Annotated in this window: 17 protein-coding genes; 11 read left to right on the top strand and 6 right to left on the bottom strand. The window is 63.1% G+C overall.

The window, feature by feature from the left end; genetic code table 11:
* Position 1: 1 nt before the first annotated feature.
* From RI103_RS17200 to RI103_RS17185, 4 genes are all read right to left on the bottom strand, one after another.
* A complete protein-coding gene (locus tag RI103_RS17200; RefSeq protein WP_310813111.1) occupies positions 2–178 on the bottom strand; it encodes a hypothetical protein in 177 nt (58 codons plus the stop codon).
* Positions 179–202: 24 nt separating this feature from the next.
* Positions 203–1,591, bottom strand: a complete 1,389-nt coding sequence (locus RI103_RS17195) for a cytochrome c (protein ID WP_310813110.1) — start codon at positions 1,589–1,591, stop codon at positions 203–205.
* Complete coding sequence (locus RI103_RS17190) at positions 1,588–2,304, bottom strand: c-type cytochrome (RefSeq protein WP_310813109.1); 717 nt, start codon at positions 2,302–2,304, stop codon at positions 1,588–1,590. Before RI103_RS17190 ends, RI103_RS17195 begins: the two co-directional genes overlap by 4 nt.
* 482 nt (positions 2,305–2,786) lie before the next feature.
* Positions 2,787–3,674, bottom strand: a complete 888-nt coding sequence (locus tag RI103_RS17185; protein WP_310813108.1) for a LysR family transcriptional regulator — start codon at positions 3,672–3,674, stop codon at positions 2,787–2,789.
* 95 nt (positions 3,675–3,769) lie between these two features.
* Here RI103_RS17185 and RI103_RS17180 point away from each other — a divergent pair, with 95 nt between their 5' ends.
* From RI103_RS17180 to RI103_RS17145, 8 genes are all read left to right on the top strand, one after another.
* Positions 3,770–5,086, top strand: coding sequence for an MFS transporter (locus RI103_RS17180; protein WP_310813107.1), 1,317 nt, complete (start codon positions 3,770–3,772; stop codon positions 5,084–5,086).
* A gap of 367 nt (positions 5,087–5,453) precedes the next feature.
* Positions 5,454–6,119, top strand: a complete 666-nt coding sequence (locus RI103_RS17175) for a response regulator transcription factor (RefSeq protein WP_310813106.1) — start codon at positions 5,454–5,456, stop codon at positions 6,117–6,119.
* Positions 6,120–6,259: 140 nt separating this feature from the next.
* The gene (locus tag RI103_RS17170; protein ID WP_310813105.1) at positions 6,260–6,949 is read left to right on the top strand and encodes a response regulator transcription factor; all 690 of its coding nucleotides are present in this window, start codon (positions 6,260–6,262) and stop codon (positions 6,947–6,949) included.
* Positions 6,950–7,056: 107 nt separating this feature from the next.
* A complete protein-coding gene (locus RI103_RS17165; RefSeq protein ID WP_310813104.1) occupies positions 7,057–7,701 on the top strand; it encodes a response regulator transcription factor in 645 nt (214 codons plus the stop codon).
* 251 nt (positions 7,702–7,952) lie between these two features.
* On the top strand, positions 7,953–8,699 hold the full coding sequence (gene aqpZ / locus RI103_RS17160; RefSeq protein ID WP_310813103.1) for an aquaporin Z: 747 nt from the start codon (positions 7,953–7,955) through the stop codon (positions 8,697–8,699).
* 54 nt (positions 8,700–8,753) lie between these two features.
* Entirely contained in the window at positions 8,754–13,196 is a 4,443-nt protein-coding gene (locus tag RI103_RS17155) for an ATP-binding protein (protein WP_310813102.1), read from the top strand.
* A 479-nt stretch (positions 13,197–13,675) separates the two neighbouring features.
* A complete protein-coding gene (locus tag RI103_RS17150) occupies positions 13,676–14,110 on the top strand; it encodes a CHRD domain-containing protein (RefSeq protein WP_310813101.1) in 435 nt (144 codons plus the stop codon).
* A 119-nt stretch (positions 14,111–14,229) separates the two neighbouring features.
* Positions 14,230–15,186 (top strand): alpha/beta hydrolase, encoded by a 957-nt coding sequence (locus RI103_RS17145; protein ID WP_310813100.1) that lies wholly within the window; start codon positions 14,230–14,232, stop codon positions 15,184–15,186.
* On the opposite strand, the gene RI103_RS17140 is transcribed toward RI103_RS17145, so the two are convergent.
* Positions 15,156–15,998 (bottom strand): EcsC family protein, encoded by an 843-nt coding sequence (locus RI103_RS17140; RefSeq protein WP_310813099.1) that lies wholly within the window; start codon positions 15,996–15,998, stop codon positions 15,156–15,158. The genes RI103_RS17145 and RI103_RS17140 overlap by 31 nt on opposite strands.
* A gap of 138 nt (positions 15,999–16,136) precedes the next feature.
* On the opposite strand from RI103_RS17140, the gene RI103_RS17135 reads away from it, so the two are divergent.
* Entirely contained in the window at positions 16,137–17,732 is a 1,596-nt protein-coding gene (locus RI103_RS17135) for an MDR family MFS transporter (RefSeq protein WP_310813098.1), read from the top strand.
* Between the two features lie 30 nt (positions 17,733–17,762).
* Positions 17,763–18,272, top strand: a complete 510-nt coding sequence (locus tag RI103_RS17130; protein ID WP_310813097.1) for a MarR family winged helix-turn-helix transcriptional regulator — start codon at positions 17,763–17,765, stop codon at positions 18,270–18,272.
* Positions 18,273–18,399: 127 nt separating this feature from the next.
* On the opposite strand, the gene RI103_RS17125 is transcribed toward RI103_RS17130, so the two are convergent.
* A complete protein-coding gene (locus RI103_RS17125; RefSeq protein WP_310813096.1) occupies positions 18,400–19,677 on the bottom strand; it encodes an amino acid deaminase in 1,278 nt (425 codons plus the stop codon).
* Positions 19,678–19,836: 159 nt separating this feature from the next.
* Between RI103_RS17125 and RI103_RS17120 the strand changes: the two genes are divergently transcribed.
* Entirely contained in the window at positions 19,837–20,727 is an 891-nt protein-coding gene (locus RI103_RS17120; protein WP_310813095.1) for a MurR/RpiR family transcriptional regulator, read from the top strand.
* Position 20,728: the final 1 nt, after the last annotated feature.

Genomic DNA, 20,728 nt, shown 5'->3' with positions numbered 1-20,728 from the left:
ATCAGTGAACGACGCCGCGCGGCAGAAACACGACGAAGTAGAAGCCGAACCAGATCGCCATGACGATCAGCGTGGCCACGCCGGCTACGGCGATCGCGCCATGCGGGCCGGCCGCGACGACGCGTTCCACTTCGTCATCCGTAGGCGGGACAGCGCTGCGGGTATCGTTCGCTTCCATCTACAGGTTCTCCAGTGCGGCGCTTCAGTGCAGCGGCGCCTTGCGCAACTCGTTGACCTCGCGGGACGTCACGGGCTGGCCGTGATTGCCCCACGCGGTGCGGATATACGTGACCACCGCAGCGGCGTCGGTGTCGTTCAGTTCCTGGCCGAAAGGCGGCATGCCGTACGGTTCCGGATTGCGCCTCGTGCCCGGCGGGAATCCGCCGTTGAGCACGATGCGAATCGGGTTGACCGCGGAATCCATTTCGATCGACTGGTTGCCGGCGAGCGGCGGGTAATGCTGTAACTGTCCTTCGCCTTTCGCGCCGTGGCAGAGCGCGCACTTGTCGGCGTAGATTTTTTCGCCAAGCGCGAACACGTTGGTGCTGGTCGGCGCCGACGGCCCGGACTTGCGGCCGCTGTTGTCCGGCAAGGTCTTCAGATAAACGGCCATCGCCTTGACGTCTTCTTCCGTCATGTACTGAAGGCTGTGGTACGTGACTTCAGCCATTGGGCCGTACACGGCGCCGCGGTCGGAAATGCCCGCTTGCAGCAGATCGACGATGTCCTTGATGCCCCAGTCGCCGAGGCCGCCGTCCTTGTCCGAGGTCAGCGAGGGTGCGTACCAGTTCTGCACCGGAATCAGGCCGCCCGCAAACTGTTCGCTCTGCGACGAACCGCCGAGCATGTTGATCTTGGTGTGGCACATCGTGCAGTGCCCGAGCCCTTCGACCAGATACGCCCCGCGGTTCCATTCGACCGATTTGGTCGGATCGGGCTGGAACTCGCCTTCGCGGAAATACAGCGTGCGCCAGCCGTACAGCAGCTTGCGCTGGTTGAACGGGAAGCGCAGCGTGTGCTTGTGGTTCGGCTCGCGGACCGGCGCTACGGTCTTCAGATAGGCGAAGATCGCATCCGAGTCTTCGCGTGTGACCTTGGTGTATTGCGCGATCGGCATCGCGGGATAGATCAGCGTGCCGTCCGGCGTGCGGCCGGTGCGCATCATCTTGAAGAACGCGTCCTGACTCCATGTGCCGATGCCGTACTGCGCGTCCGGTGTGATGTTCGGCGAATACAGCGTGCCGAACGGCGTTTCCATGGCGAGGCCGCCGGCGAACAGTTTGCCGCGCGGCGCCGTATGGCAGGCGACGCAGTCGCCGGCCCGCGCCAGATACTCGCCACGTTTGACGATGTCGGGGCGCGTGTCGGCGGCGCCGCCCGGCGCGGATGCTGCGGCGGTTTCGGCGGCGCGTGCCTCGGCGATCAGCGGCGTATGCGATGCGCGCAGGAGCGCGATTTCGCCGGCCACGATCAGGCCGCCAACCAGCAGGCGCGATGCGAGCGACGCCGGCGCGCGACCGCCCTTCATCATGGCAAGCAAAGCGGCGCGCCACGCGCGCAAGGAGCCCGAAGAGCGAGATGTCGGCTTCATTGCGGTTGACTCCCGCAGGCGAGAGGCAGCCGCTGCGCGGACGCCGGTGCGGGCCGTGGATCGGCCGGACGCGGCTGGCGCGCGAGCCAGCTCGACACCGCGGTGATGTCCTTGTCGGTCAGCTTGACCGCGATCGAATGCATGCAGTCCGGCGCGAGCGCGTGCCGCGTGCCCGAGCGCCAGGTGCCCATCTGCCCGGCGATGTAGCTCGCGTGCAGACCGAGCAAGCCGGGAATGCCCGGCTGCGTGCCGGTCATGCGCGCGCCATGGCACGCAATGCAGGCCGGTATCTTCCGTGTCGGGTCGCCCTGCGTGACGAGGCGCTGCCCGGTCGCGAGCACCGCAGGCGCGACGTTGCTTTGATCGGCGTTGGGGTAGGGCGGTTGCAGATCGGCGAAATACTGGCTGATCTTGCGCAGATAGTCATCGGGCAGGAAGGCGAGCAGATAGCCCATCGGCGGATAAGTGCGGCCGCCGTCACGGAACGCGGTCAGCTGATTGAAAAGATAGTCGGCCGGTTTGCCGGCAATGCGCGGAAAGTAGTCGTTGTTCAGGCCTTGGCCCTGCACGCCATGACATGAGGTGCAGGCGCGCACGCGCTCGTCCATGGCCGAGGGCATGGCGCTGGACGCGTCGGTGGCGGCGAGCGCCACGCCGCTCCATATGACGTAAAGCCCAAACAGAATCGACGATCCGATAGTTCTACGATGCACGCCAGGCCTCGCTGGGGAACGTTCTTTTATCTCGATTATGTCTCGCGCCTGCGCTTGTGAATTCGCTTAAGAATCCGACGGGCGACGCATGGCGACTCTGCCAGGTTTTCTTGTATAACGACCGCAAAAACAGCAAATCGAAACGGACTATTCTGGATGGCGAGCGGTGATTTGATACGGCGATGCAATTGCTTTGTTAAACAATGATCGGCCTGAATGCGCCAGTGGGCGGCGGCTTTCGGGCTGCGAGAAAATGCTTGAAACGTTCAGCAGCGTGTCCGAGATTGCAGGAATCTGGTCGACGCGTCAATAACAAACGAAAGCTCATTCGACGGGACACCTGACCATGATAGGCGTCGATTAGGGGGCTTTCAACATTTCCATTGCGAATCGTCTCGTGCACAGACGTTATCGCGCCAATGTGATCCTTTGATGATGAACCACGGGCTTTGGCGAGATGACGTGAGCCCGTCATTCGTGACTCAGCGGAAGAGCCCCATCAAGGCCGTGCGAGCGTTGCTGACAAGTTCGGTTTCGCCGATTCGCCCTGGCAACAGATGAAACTCCACGGCGGGCAACGCGGGCAAACCCACGCTTGCCGGACAGGCCACGACACCGCCGCCAATCGACGATTCGTTCAGGCAGGAAATGCCGAGCCCGGCCTTCAGCGCAAGTTGCAATCCGGCGACCCCGGAAGCGGAGTGCGACACCACATACGGCACCTTGTGCTCGTCCAGCAGCTTCACGACGAAACGCTGCAACTGACAGCTCGACGGCAGCAACACGAGCGGGTAAGGCGTGGCCGGCCGCGGACCTGAGTCGGCCGCGCTCACCCACAGCAGTTTTTCGCGCCGCACAACCGTGCTTTGCGCTCCGGTGCGCCGGCTGGCGGCGCGCGTGTTGTCCGTGACGAGCCGCAACGAGAGACCGATGTCGAATGAAGCATCGTCGCCGGCATTGCTGTCGATCACCGCGCTCGGCAGCACGGTGACATGCAGCTTCAGGCGCGGGTGCTGTTCCGAGAATGTTTTGAGAATGCGCGCGATGTCGTGCGGACGGTAGTAGTCCGTGATGGCGATGCGCAACTCGCCGTCGAGCGAGCGGCCTTGCAGGTCTTCGAACGCAGCTTCGCTCATTGCGATGATGCGGCGCGCGTGATCGAGCAGGCGGCTGCCGGCGGGCGTGGTGCTCACGCCCTGCTTGCTGCGCACGAAGAGCGGCTGGCCGGCGCGCTCCTCGAGTTTCTTCAACTGCTCGCTGACCGACGACTGCGAAAGGAACACGCGCTCCGCGCCCGCCGAGACGCTGCCCGATTCGGCGACGGCGACGAAGGTACGCAATTGCGTCAGCTCAAATCCGCGTTGGCTCATGATTCGGTATATCCGATGGAAGTTATCTGAAATTCCGGCTTTTCCGATGGAAGCCTCAGCCGTAGGATACCCCCAGATTCTTTGCGGAGGGTGCCATGGGAAGCGAATCAATGACTGGTTTAGGGTTATCGGGCAGTCGAACGGCAAGCCATCGATGGAAGGTGCTGGGAATCGGGTTCGCGGCGAACGCGAGCTTTTCGGCGGCGTTCTCGGGGATCCCGACGACCGCGGTTTTCTTGCGTTCGGGCTATCACCTGGGCAATGACGGGCTGGGCCTCGTGCTCGGCATGCTTGGCCTCGGCATTGCGGTCAGCGAATTGCCATGGGGTTTGCTGACCGACCGCTGGGGCGACCGGCGCGTGCTGCTACTTGGACTGCTTTCGACCGCGGCTGCGCTGGCCGGACTGGCGCTGTTCGTCGTGCCCTCTGGTGCGCATGTGCCGAGCGTGACGGCGCTCGCGCTCGGCCTGTTGCTGGTCGGACTGCTCGGCGGCAGCGTCAATGGTTCGAGCGGCCGCGCGGTGATGGCCTGGTTTCGCGAGGGTGAGCGCGGGCTGGCCATGAGTATCCGCCAGACCGCGGTGCCCGCGGGCGGCGGTCTTGGTGCATTGTTGCTGCCGGTGCTCGCGTCGCGCTTCGGCTTTGCGAGCGCCTATACCGTGCTGGCGCTCGCCTGCGCGATCACTGCGGCGTTCGCCTGGCGTTGGCTGCACGAGCCTTCCCACACCGACGCGGACGACGCGCCTGAAGTGCGCGGCGCGACTGCGGCGACCGGCGTCCCCACCAGGGTCTCGCCGTTGCGCGACATCGGCATCTGGCGCGTGGCGCTCGGCGCCGGCGCGCTGTGCGTGCCGCAACTCGCCGTCGTCACGTTCGGGACGGTGTTTCTTCACGATTTCAGCCGCGCCGGCGTGCTGGCGATCAGCGTGACGATGGCCGCGGTGCAAACGGGCGCCGCGATCGCGCGGGTCTGGAGCGGCGGTTGGACCGACCGGCGTGGCAATCGCCGGGCTTACATGCGCGCCTGTAGCCTGCTGACGGCGGTGCTGTTCGCGGCGCTCGCGCTGCTGACGGGTTTTGCCGGCATGCATCACGCGGCGATGATCGCGGGATTCGCGCTGATGGTCGTGCTGGGCGGCGTGAGCGCGTCCGCATGGCACGGCGTGGCTTTCACGGAACTCGCCACGTTGGCAGGGACGAGCCGCGCGGGCACCGCGCTGGCGATCGGCAACACCTGTGTGTTTCTCACGCTGTTCCTGACGCCGCTGGCGATTCCGCCGCTGCTCTCGGCAGGTTCGTGGCCGATGGTGTGGGCCGTGGCCAGCGTGTGCGCATTGATCGCGTTGCCGGTGTTTCCGCGCGCGAAGCGTGAAGGCAAGGTGAACGCGGCGCGCGCTTGCGACGCAGCCTGATGAATCGCGGCGCCTTTTGATCGTACTGCGGGACGCCCCGGTTTCTGTCGTAGTGGGCGACGCGGTGAGGCGCAACTTCTGCGGCTGGTGGTCGAGACGACGGGTTTTGGCCGACTATGCGCCGCTTGAGGCAGCAAAAAATATTCGTTTTGCGTATTTATGTTTTCTTTCTCTGATAGATCCGCAATGGATTATTAATTTCTCTTCAGGATTCGGACCTCTCCGATTTTCGTGGGATTGTGGGGATGATTTTATGGCCGCCTTGGTACGCCGTGTGTCGCCGAGGGGCCGTTAAAGCATACGTCGAGCGTTTCAGATTTTTCTGCGTATGTGCATTTACTCCTACAACAAATGAGAGAAAATCCTGGTGAATCTTCGAATCATCCTGGCGGATGATCATCCGTTCGTTCTGCTTGGCATCCGCGCCGCGCTGGGAACACATGCCGGCGTCACCATCGTCGATGAGGCGACGAATCCCATTTCGCTGCTCGAACGCCTGCGAAGCACGCCCTGCGATGTGCTCGTCACCGATCTCGCGATGCCGGATCATTCAGGCGCCGCGGGCGACGGCCTCAATCTGGTTCGATTGATCCGCAGCGGCTGGCCGCAATTGCGCATCGTGGTGATGACAACTCTGACAAACGTCGAGATTCTTCGCGCCCTCGCGTCGGATGGCGCCGTGAGCATGGTCGGCAAGGCGGAGTCGATGGACGAACTCTGGCAGGCGATCGTGGCGGCCCGACACGGTGAGGCGTACCTCGGCCGTTCCATCGTCGAAGTGCTAGCTGATCCGCCATACCCTGACTGCGAACGACCGCCGGCGCCTCGGCTATCGGGCATGCAGGCCGAGGTCGTGAGGCTGCTGGTGGATGGGCGTTCGATCTCGGAGATTGCAGCGGCGCTCGGCTGTCATCGCCGCACGGTCGCGCGGAAAAAACGCGAGGCGATGGCCAAGCTCGGCGTGACCAACGATCCTGGTCTTTTCTCCTACGTGCGTGCCTATGGAATTCTTAATTTTAAATCGTATATTTAAGCATTTTAATTTTTGAATTTGCTGAAGTTGTTTCGGAGCGATCTTATTTATATTTCCGAAAGAATGTTTAATGATCGTGAAAGGAGCTGGTTCGACGAAAGAGGACGGCAGTAAATCAAGGCACGGAGGAGAAATAGAAGATGCGCGACACCGCAGAGGTCAGCACCCGCATTCGAGCCATCATCGCGGACGATCATCCACTGGTGCTGCTGGCGATCGAAAACCTGATGAGCGGCTATCCAAATATGGAAATCGTCGGCCGTGCTGCCGACGCCACCGAACTCTTCACAGAAGTCGACCGCGGTTCATGCGATCTGGTGCTCATGGATCTCTACATGCCGGGCGGTTCGATTGGCAGCGGCCTGGAAGTCGTCAGGCAGTTCAAGATGCGCTACCCCGACATTGCGCTCGTCGTGCTCACCATGGAAAGCGAGGCGACCGAACTTCAAAAGGTGATTTCGCTCGGCGTCGAAGTACTGGTGAGCAAGCGCGACCGGCTCGACCTGATTCATGTGGCCGTCATCACGGCGCTGGCACGCGAGCGCTATGTCGGGCCGGCGGTGCGCGCATTGATCGCCGACGCGACGGCGACCCAGCGACTGGACTATGTCCGGAAGATCCTCTCACGCCGCGAACTCGAGGTTTTCACCCAGTATGCGTCGGGATACGGCGTGACCGAGATCGCGGCGCGTTTGGAGCGCAGCGTCAAAACGATCAGCGCGCAGAAGTGCACAGCCATGCGCAAGCTCGCCCTGCAAAGCGATGCGGAGCTGTTTCGTTTCGCCGTCGAATACGGTGTGATTGCTGAGGAGCGCGCGCCTAAGCGCTGATGAGCCGGCAACGTGTTGCGCCGTCGCGCGACGAACAGAAAATGTATTGGCATCGCCTGGGGAAGCACGCCGTGTGCAGGGTATGTCAAGCGATATGACAATAGAGAATGAGACAGAAGATCCGCGTCATCGTCGCAGACGATCACGACTGTGTTCGTATCGGCGTCAAGCGAGTGTTGCAATCCGCGCCGCACATCGAATGTGTCGGCGAAGCGGCCGACACCCACGGACTGGCGGAATTACTCGACGCCTGCGCGTGCGACGTCGTCGTTTCGGATATCAACATGCCGGGCATTGACGGTGCCTGCAACGCGGTGTCTTTTTTGCGCCGCCTGTTGCGCGGACGATCGCATCCCAGCGTCATCGTCCTCACCATGATTTGCCATGCGCACATGCTCTCCGGCCTTTTGCATATCGGCGTAGGCGGAATCGTCGATAAGCGCGAGACCGTCACAGCTTTGATCGACGCGATCGAGGCAGCTTTTGCCGGCCGCGTCTATCTGTCGCAGCACGCGCGCGTCGCGATGGAAACGGCGGACACGCCGCCGCAGCTTCGCGCCGGCATGCTCAGCGCGCGTGAGTGGGAAGTCTTCCAACTCTATGTGCAAGGTCTCGCCGTCCATGAGATCGCGGCGCGTTTGCAGCGCAGCGGCAAGACCATCAGTACGCAGAAACGTAGTGCGATGCGCAAGCTCGGGCTGGAAACTGAAGCCGACCTCATCGACTACGCGCGTCAGATCGGCTTGGCCTGACAGACGGTCGGCATATTGCATTGTTACGTCGGTAAATGATTTTGGAGAACTAGGAATTTAGGAGTCTTCTGATTGGTTGCGCGACGTTGACGTCTCATAGTTCTGAATTCACTTCGGCTTTATTACGTACTCTCCTCATGAAAGCAGTCATTTCGTCGAGCTGAGCGATGCCCGGGCCGAGAGAATACAGGCGGATTTCTCATGACAATCATGCGATGCCATCTGCCTGGCGGACAGAACCAGGAGGCGGCATGGTTGCGTTAGGCAAGCGGTTGTTGGTCGAGGGTGTCGGAACGGCATGGCTGGTCTTCGTCGGCTGCGGCAGCATTGTGTTGAACGTCGGTGCGATCCAGCAGGCAGGCGGCGCGCTGGAAGTGGCGTTGGCGTTCGGTCTCGCGCTCGTCACGGCCACCTACTGCTTTGGTGGCGTATCCGGCGGCCATTTCAATCCTGCTGTCACCGTGGGGTTCGCAGTCGCGCAACGCTTTCCGGTCAGGGATTTGCTCCCCTATATTGCCTCGCAAATCCTCGGCGCGATCGTTGCCGCGGCGCTACTGCTCTACGTGGCGGGCGGCCGTCCCGGGTTCGATCTGGCCGCGAGCGAGTTCGCGGCAAATGGCTTCGGCGACCATTCTCCTGCCGACTATCAGATGCACTCGGCGCTGGCCATCGAGTTCGTGCTGTCTTTCGGTTTTGTCATGGCAAGCCTGTTGATCGCCCGCCGGCACGACATGGCGCCGATCGCGCCATGGGTGGTCGGCGCCTGCCTGGTACTCGTCTATCTGGTGTCGATTCCGGTTACCAACGGCTCGGTCAATCCCGCCCGCTCCACTGCGCAGGCGCTGTTTGTCGGAGATTGGGCGCTGGACCAGCTCTGGCTGTTCTGGGCTGCGCCCCTGTCGGGCGGCGTCATGGCCGGCGCTCTGTTTTCGCTTCTGCACGGCAAGACTGACCTTGGTGCCGCTACGCTCGCCGATGGGCGCGGCGAAGTTGCCTGAGTGGCGCCCGCTGCCATCATCGTGTCTGCCGGCAATTTCACGCCCGGCGTCGCAATGAAGCGTGCGCTTGCACGCGTCTCGCTATGTCTGTTCGCATGGTTCTTACTTGTCGCCGCACAAACTCCGGCGGTTACGCAGTCGTTCGACAATCGCTCGAACACTCAGCTAGTTGCCACTTTTCCCGCGAAGCTGACCGTCGGCGTTCTCGGTAACAGTTGGCTGCCGCTCGATGATCTGCAAGACGGTCAGCTCTCCGGTATGAGCGTCGATTATCTGCGCGCGCTCGTCGGGCCGAACGTCGTCATCGAAGCCAAGGCGTTCCCGGACGCGCCGCAACTGCTTGCCGCCGCGTGCGCCGGAAAAGTCGATCTGTTGATGAGCGTTGCCCGCACGCCCGAGCGCGAGCGGTGCCTGAGTTTTACCGCGCCTTATTTCCGTTCTTCCACGTCGGCCGTGGTGCGGCGGGACGGCGACAGTTATGGCAGTCCCGCCCAACTCGCCGGAGCGCGAATCGCGGTCGAGAAAGGCTTCGCGCTCGAACGCACGATACGCGAGCGCTTCCCGCGCGCGCAAATCTACACGTTCCCCACGACGCACGCCGCACTTGCCGCAGTGGTCCAGGGCGGCGCCGATGTCTACCTCGGCTTCACTCCGGCTGTTCAATATGCATTGACCACTGGCGAGTTCCGTAGCCTGCGAGTGGCCTTCGAGGAAAACAGCAAAACCGCGAGTTTGCGCTTCGCGGTGCCCCGGGACCGGGCCGCATTGCGGGATCAGCTAGACCGGGCGCTCGCGTCGTTGAATCCGGCGGACGACGCGGCGATTCGCGTGCGCTGGCTATCCGGCAACTTTGACGCGAAGTCCGTGGCCGGCGTCCCTCGTCTCCAACTGACGCAGCAGGAGCAGGCCTGGCTGCGCTCGCTGCCGCCGTTGCAAGTTGGCTTCGACAACGGCTGGCCTCCCTTCAGTTACGTCGACAGTTCCGGCCGGCCGGCGGGCATTGCCGCCGATTATCTGAACTACCTGAGCCGCACGCTCGGCGTCGTATTCAATCGCGCTCACACGGCCGACTGGCCCGCCACAATCGAAGCTTTTCAGCGCGGCGAGCTGGCGATTCTCGCCACCGCTTCCAGCCATGATTCCCGCCTGGCGAACGCGCGGCACACCAGCGCGTACGAAAGCTATCCTCTCGTAATCGTCGGCCGCGAAGCCGAACCGGCGGCTCGCTCGCTGAACGATTTCGCGTCACGCCGCATCGTCGTTTCGTCGCATGTTGCCGGTTCGGTCCCGATCGCATTCCAGCGGATTCCGGCGGACCACGTCGTGGTCGCGCCCAGTCTGGACGATGCACTCAAGATGGTTGAGTCCGGCGAGGCCGACGTTCTGGTGGGCAATGTGGCCGCGGTCGACATCCTGCTCAAGCAACGGTACGACGGTGTCCTTAAGATCCTCGGCACGATTGGCGACTCCGACGCGCTCGGCTTTGCTGTACGCCCGGACCTGAGCCCGCTCGCCGGGCTGATCGACCGCGCGTTGCTGGCTATGCCGCCCGCGGAAAAGCAGCGCATCCGGCAAAAGTGGGTCACCGGCAACGCGCCGGCGTCCGGCCTATGGAGCGTGACCGCGGTGCGTCTGCTGCCGGTGCTGATCGGTATCGGCGTGGCGCTGCTGATCACCTTGCGCGCGTATGTGCTGCTGCAACGGGAAGTCAGGCTGCGCAAGAAGACCGAGCGTGAACTCGAGTTGCAACTGAACTTCCAGGAAACCATGATGAAGATGGTGCCCTATCCGCTCGTCGCCAAAGACCTCGATGGCCGCTATATCGCGGTCAACGAAGCATATGAACAAGCGTGCGGATTGAGGCGCGAGGCGGTCATCGGACGAACCACCATGGAAGTTCAGACTTGGGGCGAAGCCAACAGTCGCATGTTGGACGACATCACACGCGAAATGCTGAACGGCGGCGAGGCTGCGCAGGTGGAGATGCAGTTCGAGCGCGGTCAGGGCAACGTGCGGCACGGACTTTTCTGGACCCGTATCTGCCGCGGTGGTGACGGTCAACCGGCTTGCGTGCTCGGGACAGTGGTCGATATCACTGACATCAGGCGCGCCGAAATGCGTGCGCGCGAAACCGAACGGCGCCTCTTCGACGTCACGCGCTCCCTGCCGGCGGTGGTATTTCAACTGCGTCGCACTGCGGACGGCGCGTATTCGTTTCCGTATATCGGCGGTGACACGCGACATCTGCTGGGCGTGAGGGACGGTTCGCAGAGCAGCAGCGATTACGTCGATTTCCAGCGCGTGTGCGAGGAGGATAGAGCGTTCGTGCTGGCTGAACTCGAGCGCTCGGCGCACTGCGAAACGCCGGTGAACATGGAGTTCCGTTTCGCCGGCGACCAGGAAATCAAGTGGGCGCGCGCCGAATTGGTGCCGCGTCGCGAGTCGGACGGTAGCGTGGTCTGGAGCGGCTACTGGGTGGACGCCAGCGTGGAGCACGCGCGCTCCGACGAGCTTGCACGGGCGCGCGACCTGGCCGAAGCAGCCTCGCGCGCCAAAGATGACTTTTTTGCCATGATGAGCCATGAAATCCGCACGCCAATGAACGGCGTGCTCGGTCTCGTGGAAGTGCTGGAGCGCACGCCACTCAATGCGGATCAAGGCGAAATGCTGGGGATGATCCACGAGTCGGCGGGCGCGCTGTTGCAAATTCTCGACGATTTGCTCGACTATTCGAAAATCGAAGCGGGGCGGCTGACCATCGAGGCTGAATCCATCGATATACGTGAACTGGTGGACAACGCGGTTGGTCTGTTGGCTGGCCGGGCCCATGAAAAGGGACTGAAAGTCCGCGTGGATATCGCGTCGGAGGTCGCCGCCACGCTGCGGGGCGATAGCGTCCGATTGCGGCAGATTCTCTTCAACCTGCTCGGCAATGCCATCAAATTTACGCCGCTGGGCGAGGTCGACGTGTGCCTGTCGGTCTTCGCCCAGAGCGACGGCGTTCAGACGCTCGAAATGGTGGTCGAGGACACCGGCATCGGCATCGCGCCGGAGGAGCAGGCCAAGCTGTTCGAGCCGTTCGTGCAGGCGGAATCGTCCACCACGCGCCGCTTCGGCGGCACCGGGCTAGGCTTGACGATCTGCCGCAAGCTGGTCGATCTCATGAACGGTTCGCTCACATTGCACAGTGAACCGGGTAGCGGCACGCGCATGACCGTGCGGCTCGCCATGCCCGTCGAGACTCAGCGCTATTCCGTCGACGGCTTGCGTGGCAAGCGCGGAGTCGTGGCAACCGGCGACGCGCGTATCGCTCAGGCCCTGATGCACTTCGGCGAGGCGCTTGGGCTCGTATTGCACCGCGTTTCGACCGATGCGCCGGAGCTGTGCGATCGTGCAGCACTGGCAGAGGTGGATTTGCTGTTCGTGAATGAAGATGTGCCCTTGCCCGCAGGCGTCAGTCCGCGCACGCGCGTCATCTGTCTCACCGAGAAGCCGAAGCCGACCGGCTACCGCATTCTCGACGACAACGTGCGCGTCAGTATCAATCCCATTTCGTGGCGCGGCCTCGGTGCCGCATGCGCCGCCGCGATGACGGGGCTGCCGTCGGTGGCGCCGCGATCGGCGGGCATGCCGCGTTCGCCCGAGGGCGGCGCGCCGCCTCCGGACCGCGAGCGGGCCATCGCCAGTGGCCGGCTGATCCTCGTCGCAGAAGATCACCCGGTCAATCAGGAGTTGATCCGGCACCAGCTCGCGTTGCTCGGTTTCGCGTGCGACGTGGCGAGCGACGGTGCCGAAGCGCTGGCCGCGCTGGAGCATACGAGCTACGGATGTCTGATCACGGATTGCCACATGCCGAACGTGTCCGGTTACGAACTCACGCGGCGCATCCGTGAAAGCGAGCAGGGCGGCGCTTATCGCCTGCCCATTCTGGGTATCACGGCGAACACCGCGCCCGAAGACCTGAATCTGTGCCGCGACGCGGGCATGGACGACAGCCTGGTGAAACCGACCCGGCTCGCTACGCTGCGAGATTATCTGAGCCGTTGGTTCGGCACCGACAGCGCGTGGCAAGCGGGGCCTTCAGAGGCGATCAGTACGCCGATAGTCGCCGTGCGGGATGTTCAAAACGGCGCCGAGCCGTTCGTCCCGGTTGACTTGGGGCATATGACACAACTGTGGGGTAGCGAATCCACAGTCAAGGCCTTGCTCGACTCGTTTGTATCGTCCGTGCGTGAAGACGTGCAATCCTTGGCGCCGCTGCTCGAGCGCGTCGAGGCTGAGCGTATGGGCGTGGAAGGCGTGCGCGAGTGGCTGCATCGCGTGGCGGGGGCGGCGAGCGTTCTGCAATATCCGCCGCTGCTCAAGGCACTGGAAGAGTATCGCCGCGAAATCACGGTTAAGCCACCGGAGCGTGTGCGCGACGAGGGATTGGTTTTAATCGACAAATGCAATGCCATGCTCGACGGGATCGAACAGCAGGCCGCATTGCTCGTATAGAAAACAGCGCTCGCAGATGCAATCGCATCAGAGCGACTGGGCCCGTATGGACGGGAGCGCGACAATCAGACGAAAAAAAACGCGGCCGAAGCCGCGTTAAAGGTTTGGAGACATCCCTCGATGAAGGAGTCACTTCTCGCAAGCAGAAGCTTAACCGGGATATCGCAGTTCATTCATTACATATTCCGCAATTGACTGTTTGAGGAAATCGATTAAAACGTCGGCGAGGCGCTTTCGGAGCGATATCGCAAACACGTTTGTGCGTCGGCAAGACCCGTGGATCGCTATGGACAACTACAAAGTCGCCGCGCGTTTCATCACCTGACTTCGAGCGCAGTATGCGAAAGTGATTGAGTAAAAAGCGCGCGACGGCCACGCGCCATCCGGCAAAAACAGATTCGGCGGATTTGCACTAGTATGTGGTGGCTCCGCGCGCGGCCGAGTGTCGGTACGGCGGTGCATCAAGTCCGGAGAAGACCATGATTGCGCTTCGAAAACTGAATTTTGCCGTGGTGTTGTGGGCGTTGGCGTCGGGCGTCGCCTTCGCGGATACGGTGGCGCTGAAGGCGGATCTCGAGCCTTCGAGCGAAGTGCCGCCTCGCGTGAGCCACGGGCACGGCATGTTGAACGCCACGTTCGACACGTCGACGAAATCCCTGCAATGGACAGTCACCTATGAAGGCTTGAGCGGTCCGGCAACCGCCGCGCACTTCCACGGACCCGCGCCGGTGGGCCAGAACGCCAAAATTCAGGTGCCGATCGACAAGGGAGCGCTCGCCGCCCCGATCAAGGGATCGGCTGCGCTGACCGAACAACAGGTGACGGATCTGATGGCAGGGCAGTGGTACTTCAACGTCCATACCGCACAGAACCCGATGGGTGAAATTCGCGGGCAGGTTTTGCCGGCGAACTAGGCAAGCAGCAAGCCTTGTCCGGTGGAGAACGGGCCGTTTTTGAGATTAGAACCCGCCATCCACCGGCGCAGCAGCGAACGCACGTAACATGACAGGACACAATCGGAGGGGCGTGTCCCATGAGTTGGCAAAATGCACTCGCGTGCTGGTATCTGCGCAGGCAGTTTCGACCGGAGACTCTCAAGCCGCGCATCGACGTCGAGAAAGCCCGCGCGTTGACCGCCAAGCGCGTCTGGTCGCCGCGGGTGCCGGGCGGCTGGCGCCTGCGTGAGCTGTACGGCGCGGACGATACGTCCTTGCGCGGCGAGTGGATCGAGCGCGCCGACGGTGCGCCGGCCACACGCGCCGGACCGGCCGTGCTGTATTGCCACGGTGGCGGCTACTACTTCTGTTCACCACGTACGCATCGCTCGATCGCGTTCGGTCTGGCGACGCGCGCCGATGCGCCGGTTTTTTCCCTCGACTACCGTCTCGCGCCCGAGCATCGCTTTCCGGCGGCGCTCGACGACGCGACCGCGGCGTACCGTCGGTTGATTGCCGGCGGCATCGCACCGGAGTCGCTTGTGATCGCGGGCGATTCAGCGGGCGGCGGCCTCGCGCTCGCCGCGCTGGTGGCGTTGCGCGACGCGGGCGATCCCATGCCGGCAGGCGGCCTGCTGTTCTCGCCGTGGACCGATCTGGCCGCGACCGGCGCCAGCATCCGCACCAACGACGCTCTCGATCCCATGTTCAGCGGCTCCGCGATCGCGCGGGCGGGAAAGGTGTATCTCGGCGACACGCCGGCCACGCATCCCTACGCCTCGCCGGTCTATGCCGACCTGCACGGCTTGCCGCCGCTCTTCATCATGGCTGGCAGCACCGAGGTGTTGCTCGACGACTCGCGGCGCGTGGCCGACAACGCGCGCGCGGCGGGCGTCGACTGCGAGCTGGAAGTGTGGAAGAAGATGCCGCACGTCTGGCCGATCTTCGCGCCGTTCATCCCCGAAGGAAACCGTGCGCTCGACCGCGCCGCCGCCTTCGTGCGGCGCGTGACGAGCCGCGCCGCTCAGCCGTCGAGCGCGATATCGATTGTCTGATAGGCGGCTTCCACCGAAGCCTCGCCGTACTGCCGTTCCAGTCGGCGCACGGTGAAGTGGCCGTGCGCGACCTGCTGGAAGTGGTCGATGAAAACCGTATTGACCATCGCACCGAGCACCGCGCCGATCGCCGGAATCGACTTGGCGGCGATCTGTTCGCTCACCTGCACCGAGAAGCGCGCGGCGATCGTGTTGAGCAGGCGCAGCAAGGCCGCGGAGCCGTGCGCGGTGAAGCCTTTCGTGGCGATTTCGGACGACGCTTTCGACACCGCCTGCGCGAGCGCGCCGCGCATGATGAAGTAGCCGAAGTCGGCGTCGTCGTCGGCTTTCGACGTGCCGCCCATGCCGAGCACCGTCAGACATTGCAGTTGCGTGTCGATCGACGTCAGATCCTCACCCTCGCTGCGCGCGATATCGCAGATCGAGCGGAACATCAGCGTGGTCGTAATGGGCAGTTCGACGGGCAACGCGAACAATCCAAATGCGCCGCCGGCCGCGCCGGTGGTTGCTACGGCGAACTTGTGCAGCAGATTACTCGGCTTGTCGGGCACGACGAGCGGCGTGGCGCCGTCCTGCCGGCCCAGCGTGCGCAGCGCGATCGCGAGGCACTTGCGCAAGGCGAGTTCGGTCGCGTCGGTGACTTTTTCATTGGCGAACGCCGGCATGCGCGAAAGCAGTTTCTCCAGCGGCGCGCCGACGATGCTCGCCAGCTTCATCGCCAGAGCGGGGCTCTCCAGTTCATGTTTCGCGCGCCGCAGCGCCTTCAGGTCGTCGTCCGATAACGATTGTTTTGCGAGCGAACTCGGCTCCATGTGCCTCCCTGGCGTCATGTCATGTCCATCTTCAGTCGATTGCCGGTGCGGCCAACTGCAACGGCTTGTCCCGCTTAGAGCGACGCAGCGTGGTATGATTCCCGATCGTTTGACACGTCAACTGTTGCTCTAACAAAAATGGCTGTCCATACCGCGGCCCACCACTCGAGTGGGCAAGTTTTACCGTTCCGTGAATCGCTGCTGGCGATGCTCGGCATCTCCTTCGTCACAATGCTGGTCGCGCTCGACCAGACCGTGGTCGGCACCGCGCTGCCCACTATCGTCGCTGAACTCAAGGGTTTCGAGCTTTACGCGTGGGTCGCCACGTCGTATTTGCTTACCTCTGTGATTACCGTGCCGATTTTTGGCCGGCTCGGCGATTACTACGGGCGCAAGCCGTTCGTGATCGCATCGATCGTCGTGTTCACGGGCGCCTCGGTGCTGTGCGGCGCGGCCAACAACATGTTGTTCCTCGTGCTTGCGCGCGGCCTGCAGGGCATCGGCGGCGGAATGCTGGTCGGCACCGCTTTCGCCTGCATTCCTGATCTGTTTCCCGACTCGGTCGTGCGTTTGCGCTGGCAAGTGCTGATGAGCTCGGCGTTCGGTATTGCGAACGCAGTGGGGCCGTCGCTCGGCGGTTTCCTCACGCAGTACTACGGCTGGCGCTCGGTTTTCTATGTGAATCTGCCGGTCGGTCTGCTGTCGCTGTTCTTTGTCTGGCGCTTCCTGCCGCATCTGCGGCATGTCGAACACGAAGGCAAGATGCGCCTCGACTGGCCCGGTGCCGCGCTGATCGCAGTGGCGCTCGGCTCGCTGCAACTGTTCGTCGAGATACTCCCAAAGCATGGCCTGACCTTGAGCGCGCTCGCGTTGCTCGCGCTGAGCGTCGCGTCGGCTTACGCGCTGTGGCAATGGGAAAAGCGCTGCCCGACGGCGATCCTGCCCGTCGACATGTTCCGCAATCGCAGTCTCGCCGCGCTCTTCACGCTCGCTGTGTTGGGCGGCTTCTCGATGTTCTCGCTGCTGTTCTACGCGCCGCTGCTGTTCCAGGGCGGCTTCGGCATGTCGCCGAAAGAGGCGGGGCTCGTCATCACGCCGCTGGTCGTGTTCATCACGATCGGCAGTATTGCCAATGGGCGCATCGTCTCGCGCGTGCGCAATCCGAATCTAATGCTGTATATCGGCTTTACACTGCTCGCGCTGGCGTGCCTCGGCGTGGTCGTTGCGACGCGCGCCATGCCGCAGTGGCTGCTGATGTCGTTCATGATCGTAGGCGGATTGGGGCTTGGTTTCGTGATGCCGAACCTGACGATCTTCGCGCAGCAAACGGCCGGCCGCGAACACCTCGGTATCGCCACGGCGCTGCTGCAGTCGCTGCGGATGATCGGCGGTATGATCGGCACGGCGCTGACCGGCACGCTGGTGAGCCACATGTATGCGAGCGGCGTGCGCAGCGTGTTGGACAACGACCACGCGTCGCAATGGTTCGCGGATCTCGGCGACCCGCAAATCCTCATCAACCGCGACGCGCAGGCCACCGTGCTCGGCCAGTTGACGCACGCGGGCCATAACGGCGCGATGCTGCTCGAAAGCGCACGCGAAGCGCTCGTGTCGGCGATTCATCTGGGTCTCGCGATGGCGGCGATCATCGCCGCGGTGTCGGTCTGGCAAAGCCGCCGCGTGCCGCCGGTCAAACTCCAGCGCAAGCTCGAACCCGTGATTCACGCGGACTGATTTTTAGACTTACCGTTTTACAGACAGATCATGGAAGAACAGGACCGCGTCGCCGTCATGCAGCAATTCGGCCGCACTTATCGAGCATTCATGTCGGCATTCGAGGCGCACGTCGGCCACCCGTTGCCGCGCTGGCGCATTCTGCTCGCGCTGCACGAGCAGGCGGGCGAGTCGTCGCAGAAGCGGTTGGTGGAGCGCTTGCGCGTCGATCCGGGCGCGCTGACACGGCAGCTGAAAACGCTGGAAGGTTTGGGCTGGATTGCGCGCAGCATGGATACGCGCGATAACCGCGTGACCAATGTGCGCCTGACCGAAGCGGGGCAATCGGCGACCGAAGCCAGTTTGCCGCGCCGCAATGCATTTCTGCGCGACACGATAGCGGTGCTGCCGGACGAGGCGCTGAGCGCGCTGTCGGGTGCGTTGAAGATGCTCGAGGTCAGGATCGGGGAAGTGGCGGCGACGGCCAACTCGGCGGGAGCAGGCGACGCTGCCGCTCAGACGCCAGCGAGAGCGGGTAGTGAAGCGCCGCGTCAGCCTTGATTTGCTGGACGGACGCGGTTGAACCTATTCAGCTCCGCTGAGCCGCCCGAAAAATCATCCACACCAAGCGTCCGCAACACCACGAAAGGCGCGCCCCGTTGCCCGAGAACGCGCCCTTCGCAAGACCTCAGAAGAACGTTTCAATCACTTCCGTGACGCGATACGCCGGATCGACCACCAACACCTGACGCCACTTGTCGAACGTCAGACACGGATGCGAGATGTCGAACGCGATCATGTCACCCACTTTCAGGTCGGCGCCCGCGGGAATCCGCAGATACGCGTGCTGATCCATCAAGCCGAAAATTTCCCAACCTTCGCCCGCCGCGATATCGCGTGGGGCTTCGTTGCCCGGACGATAGTGGCGCGCCGGTTCCGGCATGCCCGCGTCGAACGCGGAATCGCGTTTACCGAGACCGATGATCGCGCGATCCGGCTCGGGAATCGACTGCACATACGCCCACAGTTGCAGCGCGGGAAGCAGCCCTTCACCCATTTTCTTCGCAACCGGATTGCGCGCGAAAATTTCCGTCTGCGCTTTGCGATAGATGCCGACGTCGTGCGTCAGATAGCAGCCGGGACGCAGCACGACCTCGACTTTGCCGCTCTCCGATGCCTTCGCGAATTCTTCCGCGACCACGTCGTACCAGGCCGAACCCGCGCCTGACAGCACCGCCGGCGTGCGCGCAAACCGGCCTTGCTCGACGAGTTCTCGTGTGACCGCGACCGCGCTTTGCAGGAATTCGCGCACTTCGTGCTCTTCCTTGAGCACCCCTTCATACAACTCGACGCCGGCGAGCTTCAGCGTGTCCGGATAGCGTGCAATCTCCTCGAGCACCGCATTGCGCTGCGCCGCGTCGCGCACTCCCGTGCGGCCACCCGGCACGCCGAGCTCAAGCAGCACTTGCAACTGCTTGTTCACCGACTTGAAAAACTCGCCCAACTGCTCGACGCCGTCGACCGAATCGACGAGACAGAAGAATTCGAAATCCGGATCGCTCAGCAACTCGGCGACCATCATCATGTTATGACGGCCGACCAGCTGGTTGGCCATCAGCACGCGCGACACGCCGCCGTGATAAGCCGCGCGCACCTGATGCGCGGTGGCGAGCGTGATGCCCCACGCACCGGTTTCGAGCTGACGGCGAAACAGTTGCGGCGCCATGGTGGTCTTGCCGTGCGGCGCGAGTTTGACGCCGTACTCCGCGACGAATGCCTGCATCCACTTCAGGTTGTGCTCCACCCGGTCCGCGTACAGCACGGCGGCCGGCAGGCTCACGTCTTCGTTCAGCAGGTTCCATTCGAGGCGGGCGGCATCCTTGAGTTGGATGCTGGTGCCCGGAACCATGCCCAAGCCCTTGCTATGAGGATCAATCGCGGCGCCCTGATAGTTTGTAACTTTCATGTTTCCCTGCTCCATCGTCCAGTTAAATTGAATCGAAGTTGACTTTACCATGTTACCGAAAGTACGATGGATGAAGAAATGTTATTTAGTACCACGGTTTGCAGGAAGCGCGTTGTCAGCCCTTTGCTCAGCCCTCGCGCCGTCTCCCCACAGTCTGCAATGAACTTAACCGCCGAACCGCTGGCTTTCGACATCGTCGCGCGCATTGCCGAATGCGCGCCGGAGCTGCGCTCGGCTGAACGCAAGGTCGCCGCGCTGATTCTCGACGATCTGACGGGCGCCTCGCGCGCCAGCATCGGCGCGCTCGCGCAGCAGGCGGAAGTGAGCGTCGCGACCGTGACGCGCTTTGCCAAGGCGGTGGGCTGCCGTGACGTGCGCGAGCTGAAACTGCGGCTCGCGCAGGCCGCCGCCGTCGGTCAACGCTTCCTGCAGGCCGGTGGTCCAAGCGACACACCCGAACCGATCGCGACTCGCGTATTCGACGAATTGCAGACCGCGCTCGCGCACAACCATCAATTGCTGCGCCAGGCGCCGCTCGGCGACGCGGCGGCTGCCTTGCGCGCCGCGCGCATGATCTACGTGTTCGGCATGGGCGGCGGCTCGACCGCGCTCGCCGACGAGATGCGCTTCCGGCTCGTGCGCCTCGGCCGGCCTGTCGCGACCTATCAGGACGGCTTGCTGCAACGCATGGTGGCCAGCACGGTGTCGCGCGAATGCGTGGTGATCGCGCTGTCCACCACCGGGCGCGTGCCCGAGATGGTCGAGAACTGCAAGATCGCGCGCAGCTACGGCGCGACCGTGATCGCGCTGACCGCGCCGGCTTCGCCGCTCGCGCGGCTGGCCGATTGGGTGATCCCGATCGTGGCTTTCGAAACTGATTTCATTTACAAGCCGTCGTCGTCGCGCTACGCGATGATGATGGCGCTCGATGTGCTCGTCACCGAACTCGCCGTCAGTCAGGGTGACGAGAGCCGCGAATTGCTGCGCCGCATGAAGCACGCACTCGACACGCACCGCGGTGGCGGCGATCGACAACCGTTAGGAGACTGAT

It is taken from the genome of Paraburkholderia sp. FT54 (assembly GCF_031585635.1).
Taxonomy (GTDB): Bacteria; Pseudomonadota; Gammaproteobacteria; order Burkholderiales; family Burkholderiaceae; genus Paraburkholderia.
Note: the sequence above shows the minus strand (reverse complement) of the source record. Positions and strands in the feature narration are given on the sequence as shown.